This window comes from Paraburkholderia sp. SIMBA_054 (assembly GCF_046534875.1).
Lineage (GTDB): Bacteria > Pseudomonadota > Gammaproteobacteria > Burkholderiales > Burkholderiaceae > Paraburkholderia > Paraburkholderia hospita.
Genome location: NZ_JAWRXV010000131.1, coordinates 1 through 7,506, shown reverse-complemented (window position 1 = coordinate 7,506; position 7,506 = coordinate 1). Strand labels below are relative to the sequence as shown.

Annotated in this window: 3 protein-coding genes; 1 reads left to right on the top strand and 2 read right to left on the bottom strand. The window is 59.2% G+C overall.

The features are described 5' to 3' along the window. Nucleotides 1-283 precede the first annotated feature (283 nt). Entirely contained in the window at nt 284-1,612 is a 1,329-nt protein-coding gene (locus SB822_RS53975; protein WP_007588954.1) for an NAD(P)/FAD-dependent oxidoreductase, read from the bottom strand. A gap of 1,325 nt (nt 1,613-2,937) precedes the next feature. Between SB822_RS53975 and SB822_RS53970 the strand changes: the two genes are divergently transcribed. Continuing rightward, entirely contained in the window at nt 2,938-5,160 is a 2,223-nt protein-coding gene (locus tag SB822_RS53970; RefSeq protein WP_410858702.1) for an OsmC domain/YcaO domain-containing protein, read from the top strand. A 291-nt stretch (nt 5,161-5,451) separates the two neighbouring features. Here SB822_RS53970 and SB822_RS53965 read toward each other — a convergent pair whose 3' ends face one another. Beyond that, nucleotides 5,452-7,131 (bottom strand): ABC-F family ATP-binding cassette domain-containing protein, encoded by a 1,680-nt coding sequence (locus SB822_RS53965; protein WP_090839242.1) that lies wholly within the window; start codon nt 7,129-7,131, stop codon nt 5,452-5,454. Between the last annotated feature and the right edge of the window lie 375 nt (nt 7,132-7,506).

Here is a 7,506-nt window from a genome sequence, read left to right as displayed (position 1 = left end):
TTGAGCGGCTGTTGACGAAGGCGATAAGACGTTGGAGCGGCTGAGCTGTCGCACTACCCAGCGACCGCACATGGCCGAACTCGGTCCGACGCCGAGCCGCCGAGTTGGCCGCCGTTGATCGTTCCGCTGCCGGCGGAAGTCGACCCTTCTCCGTCATACGAGGTCAATCAAGATCTCCGGCCACTTTTAGAATTGCAACGGTCGTTAATCAATACAGTTGAATCGTGCTGGAGGTTCAATCTCCCGAAGTGGGTTGCCGCGATAGCCCGCCCGCGGCCTCGACTCACATCATTTCGGGGCTGCTCAGTTTTGTTCCGTCGGAAAAGCGGGCCAGTCTGTAGGGTTTAATGTCGAACTGCGGCGCCTCGTCCATTACCAGCCGGCTCACGAGAACCCCTGCGCCTGGCCCTAGTCCAAAGCCGTGTCCGCTGAAGCCGGATGCGATCACGAGACCGGGTTTCGCATTAACCTTCGAGATGACGGGAACGAGGTCCGGCGTCGTGTCGATCGCGCCCGCCCATGCGTGAGCGATCCGCAGGCCCGCCAGCTCGGGAAGCACGCTGGACACATTTTGCAGGGCACGTTCGAGCCATTCGGTATCAGGCCGGGGATCCAACACCCGCGTTTCTTCGAACGGCGAGACGTCATCGTCGCGCCAGGTTGCGCTTGCCTCCGGTCCGTGGAAGAAGCTGGCACCGACGCGAATCTTCAGTTTTTTCTTCAGCTTGCTGCGGAACATGGTGCGGAACTTCACCGAATGCCGCAGGTTTTGCGGCGCGAGTTCCACGCGTCCGTAGCCGGGAACAGCGATGGTGTAGCCGCCGTCCAACCGCCTCCTCAGCGCGAAGTTAGGCCCGGAGAAACAGCCTTCGATGACCCCCGGCGCCTCAGCGGTTCGCAACGCCGTTCCCATCACGTTGATGGAGGGCAGATCGATGCCGTGATGCTGGCAGAACAACGCGCTCCAGGCGCCTCCCGCGAGAACGACGGTGTCGGCTGCGAGCCGGCCGCGCTCCGTCCAGATGCCAGAGACACGCCCAGCACTCGTGTCGAGACTTCGTACCGCGCAGTTCTGATACACCATCGCGCCGAGACCTTGCGCGCCGCGAGCAATCGCAGGCGCGGCTGTCGACGGCTCGGCGCGGCCGTCCGTGCCAGACCACAGCCCTCCAGCCCACTTCGCGCGTCCGGACGGAATGCGCGCTGCCAGTGCGCGCGCACTGAGGATCTCGCTGTTAAAGCCGACTTCCCGGGCGCGGGCAAGCCACGATTCCCACTGCGCGATGTCCGATTGATGCTCCGTGCCGTACAGGATGCCCGCCTTACGAAACCCAATGTCCTCGCCCAGTTCTTCGCTTAGTTCGCTCCAGCGCTTGAGGCTCTGCATCGCGAGCGGCAACTCATGGAGGTCGCGGTTCTGCTGACGCACCCAGCCCCAATTGCGCCCCGACTGCTCGCAGCCGATGACGCCCTTTTCGAGCAGAGCCACCTGGACGCCGCGTCGCGCCAGTTCATAAGCGGTGCTGACGCCAATAATTCCGCCGCCAATTACCGCGACATCGCATCGCTCGGGGAAACCTTCGCTATCCGTGACTTCGTCGATCCTTAGCATTTCATAGCCGTTGGTTGCCGCTTCTTACTACGTTACTGCAGTCAAGACATCGGAAATGCGCACCTAAAGCGCGATTTCACCATCCGCAGATAGTGGCTACGATTTTGGTATGTTCCACCGCTTCGCTGATAGGACGATCCTGTTGTATCCGAAAGGGATACAACGATGATCCACCAAACGCTGAGGCAAATCTTGAATTGCAATCTTGCAGACTGTTGCCGAGACCAGGTTTCTGCCTAGCCACATTCTCACGCTCTTGCTTCCTGGTTAGCAGACGTGCAAGCACAGGATGTGCGAACGGCGGCAAAGGCCGATCATGGGGCGCTCGTCGTTAACAAGCGGATGGCTGGTTGCGGGGCGAAGCCGACGCCTGAACGTCCGACCGGCGACGCGTGTGAACGACGGGTTGTGGCCGAACCTTGCCCGTCGTCCCGCGCACGTGTGAGCTTCAAGGCCGCGGGTCGCGCGTCAGACTGTAGCCGACCGAGGCCGTGTGAAAACGCAAAAGCACTCGGCTTTCGGGTTTCGCTTTACCCGTCCCAAGGTACAACCAAGCCGATACAGCGCGATCTGAAGGGTTGCCTCTTTCGAGCATCGCATACACCTGTGTTTTCACACGGCCTCGACCCACAGCAGTCGGCCGGATTTCTCCAAAGCAGCCGTTCGAACCGGGACCAACGATCTGGATCGGTCCCGATCCGCGGGTCCTGCTATAACTGCTAGCGAGCCCGAGCGTCGCGTATCATTGCGGCAAGGTGTTGCTGTTCACAGTTTCTGCTAATCATGTTCACGGTTTTTGGCGAGAACTGGCGTAGCCCCGCCACGTGAGGCTAGGACGCCGGATTGCCAATTCTGTCATCCGCTGCGTTTCAGCAGGGGATGAGCGGCAGGATGTCCGTCGATTGTGCTAGCGCGTTCGGCGTGTCCGCGAATTTGGCTAGTGCGGTTGTCGAGGCGTGCGATTAGCGCACTGGCCTGAAGCGGCAGCAAGCGCAAATACCAGAGGTCATTTTTTTGATCTCGGACGGCGGACATCTCAGCGCGCAGACCAAAAACGCCAGGCAATCTGGCACGTTGGGTGTCTTCGACGGCCTTCACCACTGGTCATATTGATGGCGGTGAGAGCGTTATCGTCTGCGCTTTGACAGGCGCTCCGGGCAGTGAGTTCGTGCTCCGGGGACAAAGCGACGCCAGGCAGAAGTAACGGACAACATTAGCGCTTCAATGGACACCGCTAGCAACAATAGCGATCTGCAACAGCAACTGCACTTGGCGACGCATAATAGCGGCTATGTCATTTTTGGGCACCATTTTCAGGATCCCCCATGGAAATTAAAGTCAACTTTCTCGATAAGCTACGCCTTGAAGCCAAGTTCGACGACTTCACGGTAGTGGCCGACCAGCCTATCCGTTATAAGGGCGATGGCTCGGCGCCTGGTCCCTTTGATTATTTTCTCGCCTCATCGGCCTTGTGCGCGGCTTACTTTGTGAAGTTGTACTGTGTAACTCGCAATATTCCTACCGAAAATATCCACCTGTCGCAGAATAATATTGTTGATCCGGAAAACCGGTACCAACAGATTTTCAAGATTCAGGTTGAGTTGCCGCCGGATATCACGGAGAAAGATCGCCAGGGTATTTTGCGCTCTATTGACCGTTGTACGGTGAAAAAAGTGGTGCAAGCCGGACCCGAATTTTTAATTGAAGAGGTAGAGAGCCTCGATGCCGATGCTCAGTCGTTGTTGACGTTGAAGCCGGCTTCTGACACCAGCACCTATATTGTGGGCAAGGATCTCCCGTTGGAGCAAACCATCGCCAATATGTCGGGAAATCTGGCGGCCTTGGGCATGAAGATTGAAATCGCTTCGTGGCGCAATATCGTTCCCAATGTGTGGTCGCTGCATATCCGCGATGCGCACTCGCCGATGTGTTTCACCAATGGCAAGGGAGCGACCAAAGAAAGCGCGCTGGCGTCGGCGTTGGGAGAGTTTATCGAGCGCCTGAATTGCAACCACTTCTATGGCGGTGCGTTTTGGGGCGAAGACATCGCCAATGCGGCATTTGTACATTACCCGAACGAGCGCTGGTTCAAGCCGGGCCCTGAGGATGCGCTGCCGGCTGAAATTCTGGATGCGTACTGCCTGCAAATTTATAATCCCGACGGCGAGTTGTATGGCTCGCATCTGTACGACACCAACTCCGGCAATGTGCAGCGCGGTATCTGTTCGCTGCCGTATGTGCGGCAGTCGGACGGCGAAGTGGTGTATTTTCCGTCCAACCTGGTCGAAAACCTGTTTGTCAGCAATGGCATGAGTGCCGGCAATACGCTGGCCGAAGCGCAGGTGCAATGTCTTTCCGAAATTTTCGAACGGGCGGTAAAACGTGAAATTCTGGAAGGTGAAATCGCATTGCCTGATGTGCCGCACGATGTGCTGGCGAAATACCCCAGCATTCTCGCCGGGATTCAGGGGTTGGAAGAGCAGGGCTTTCCGGTGCTGGTAAAGGATGCGTCGCTGGGTGGGACCTACCCGGTGATGTGCGTCACCTTGATGAACCCGCGGACAGGCGGTGTCTTTGCCTCGTTCGGCGCACACCCGAGCTTCGAGGTGGCGCTGGAACGGAGTCTAACGGAATTGCTACAGGGGCGCAGTTTTGAAGGTCTGAACGAATTACCTCAGCCCACCTTTGTCAGTAACGCCGTGACTGAATCAAATAACTTTGTTGAGCACTTCATTGATTCCAGCGGTGTGGTGTCGTGGCGTTTTTTTAGCGCCAAAGCGAATTTCGAGTTTGTTGAGTGGGATTTTTCTGGTCAGGGTGAAAACTCCAATGCGGAAGAAGTCGCAACGTTGCTCGGAATTCTCGAGGACATGGGCAAAGAGGTGTACATGGCGGTGTATGACCAACTGGGCGCCGTAGCCTGCCGGATTTTAGTGCCCGGTTATTCGGAAGTTTACCCGGTAGAGGATTTGATCTGGGATAACACAAACAAGGCGCTGTTGTTCCGCGCCGATATTTTGAACTTGCATCGCCTGGATGATGCCGCCCTGGTAGCATTGCTTGAGCGTCTGGATAACAGTGAACTAGATGAGTACTCCGATATTGCCACTTTGATCGGCATCGAATTTGACGAGAATACGGGCTGGGGGCAGCTAACAGTTCTCGAGTTGAAACTGCTGATTCATCTCGCCTTGCAGCAATTTGAGGCGGCGCAAGAGCTGGTGGGAGCGTTCCTGCAGTACAACGACAACACGGTCGAGCGCGGATTGTTTTACCAGGCCCTGAATGTGGTGCTGGAGGTGCTGCTCGATGACGACCTGGAACTGGACGATTACGCGGTCAACTTCCGTCGGATGTTTGGCGAGGCTCGGATGGACGCGGTAATGGGGTCAGTGGGCGGCAGCGTGCGCTTCTATGGCTTAACGCCAACGAGTATGAAACTGGAGGGTCTCGATAGGCACCACCGCCTGATCGACAGTTACAAAAAATTGCATAAGGCGCGGGCCGATGTGGCGGCTACAGCGAATGTGGCGGCCACAGCGAGTTAGGGTTACGAGCCACGGCTGGATGCGATGATGCCGTTCATCCCCCGCTCAAAAAGCACCTGTTCGATACATTAAACCCGTGCCGCCGGTGGCCTCTTCAGCGAGACGCGGTGGCAGGGTGCCAAGAACGACTGCGCGGCACCGGTTGTCAACGATGTATGCGGCGGCATCGACCGGCCGAAGGTGGCCGACATCTTGCACTGGAGCGCGCTTGTCCGCACGATTGCTGAAGCCCCTTGGCGAACGTCCGCGCTTCGCCTCCCATGCAACACCCGCCGCCCGCCTGGGGGTCTCTCAGGCGATGACCTTCTGCTCTGCGGCAGCCTCCTCGCGCATGCGACGGGCTTCGTCGCGCAGGAATTGCTGGTAATCGTCCAGATCGCCGTCGAAGGGCTCGACGCCGCCCTTGGTGACCAGCCAGAACTCATCACATACGGCGCGCAGCAGGGCCCGGTCGTGACTGACCAGCATCACCGTGCCTTCGAATTCGTTGAGCGCCATCGCTAGCGCTTCGCGTGTGGCCAGGTCGAGGTGGTTGGTAGGCTCGTCGAGCAGCAGCAGATTGGGGCGCTGCCACACGATCATGCACAACACGAGCCGCGCCTTTTCCCCGCCGCTCATCGTGTTGACCGCCTGATGGACCATGTCGCCACTGAAGTTGAAGGTGCCGAGGAAGGTGCGAAGCGATTGTTCGGTGCCACTCTGGCCGGGCGCGCGCATGTGCGGCGGCGTGTCCCTGGCAAGGCGGATCATGTGTTCCATCGGCGTGTCGAGCGGACGCAGCACGTCGAGTTCCTGCTGTGCGAAGTAGCCGATGTTCAGGCCTTTGCCTTCGCTGATTTCGCCAGCAATCGGCGCCAGTGCGTGCGCCACCGTCTTCACCAGCGTGGACTTGCCCTGGCCGTTGGCACCGAGGATGCCGATGCGCTGCCCGGCCAGCACGGATCGGTTGATGCCCCGCACGATGACCGTGGGCGGCGTGCCCGGCAGTGCGCCGGTCGGCGCCGGGTAGCCGAAGCTCGTGTCCAGCATCGACAACAGCGGGTTCGGGACGTTGAGCGGCTCCTTGAACTCGAAGGTGAACTCTGCGTCGGCAAGCACTGGTGCGATCTTCTCCATGCGTTCGAGCGCCTTGACCCGGCTCTGCGCCTGCTTCGCCTTCGAGGCCTTGGCCTTGAAACGGTCGATGAATTTCTGCAGGTGGGCGATCTTTTCCACTTGCCTCGCCATCGCGGCCTGCTGCAGCACGAGCTGCTCAGCACGCATGTCTTCGAACTTGCTGTAGTTGCCGCCGTAACGCACGAGCTTGGCGTTGTCGACGTGCACCGTCACCTGCGTCACGGCGTCGAGGAATTCGCGGTCGTGGCTGATTACTACCAGGGTTCCTTGATAGCGCTTGAGCCAGGCTTCCAGCCAGACCAGCGCGTCGAGGTCGAGGTGATTGGTCGGTTCGTCGAGCAGCAGCAGGTCCGACGGGCACATGAGCGCGCGCGCCAGCTGCAGTCGCATGCGCCAGCCGCCGGAGAAACTGTTGACCGGCTGGCTAAGCTGCGCAGCACTGAAGCCAAGGCCCAGGATCAGCGCCTGGGCACGTGCGGGGGCATCGTGTGCACCAGCGTCGTGCACGGCCATGTAGGCGTGCGCCATGCGCATCCCATCGTCGCTGGCCTCAGCGGCGGCTACTTCGGCCTGCGCGGCGAGCAGTATGGTGTCACCCTCGATTACGAAATCGGTCGCGCTCTGCTCGGTCTCCGGCATCTCCTGCGCGACCTGGCCCATCTTCCATGCAGCGGGAATCGAGAATTCGCCGCTGTCTTCGTGCAGCGTGCCGTTGAGAAGCCCGAAAAAGGATGACTTGCCGGCGCCATTGCGGCCGACAAGGCCAATCTTCTCGCCGGGGGTGAAGGTGACGGATGCGTGGTCGAGTACGACATTGACGCCACGGCGCAGCGTGACATTACGGACGGAAATCATAAGGAGCTACTTCGGAGAGGACAGGCATGATAGCCGACCGGACGTGCAAGGCTGCTCTTTTCTGGCCGCACGAGTGAAGCGCCGCTTGCGCTTTGCGGCGCCCACCGGCCACAAAGCAAGGCGGGCTCTGGCGCACCGGGCGTTCCGGCTGCGGGGCCAGCGAACATACGGTGAATGACGGCTCCTGGCCGCATGCCGACCCAAACAAATATTGGCAAGTCAACCCTTCTTTCGTCTTTCGATTTCTTGTTTCACACGTTCGATTGCAAGCCGTTTGGCCTCCGTCGTTCCCCATCGTGGTGCCGTGTTCTGGGTGGCTTCGCCGGCTGCACGAATGCGTGCTTTGGCAGCAAGTTGATTGGCTCTGCGTTCGTC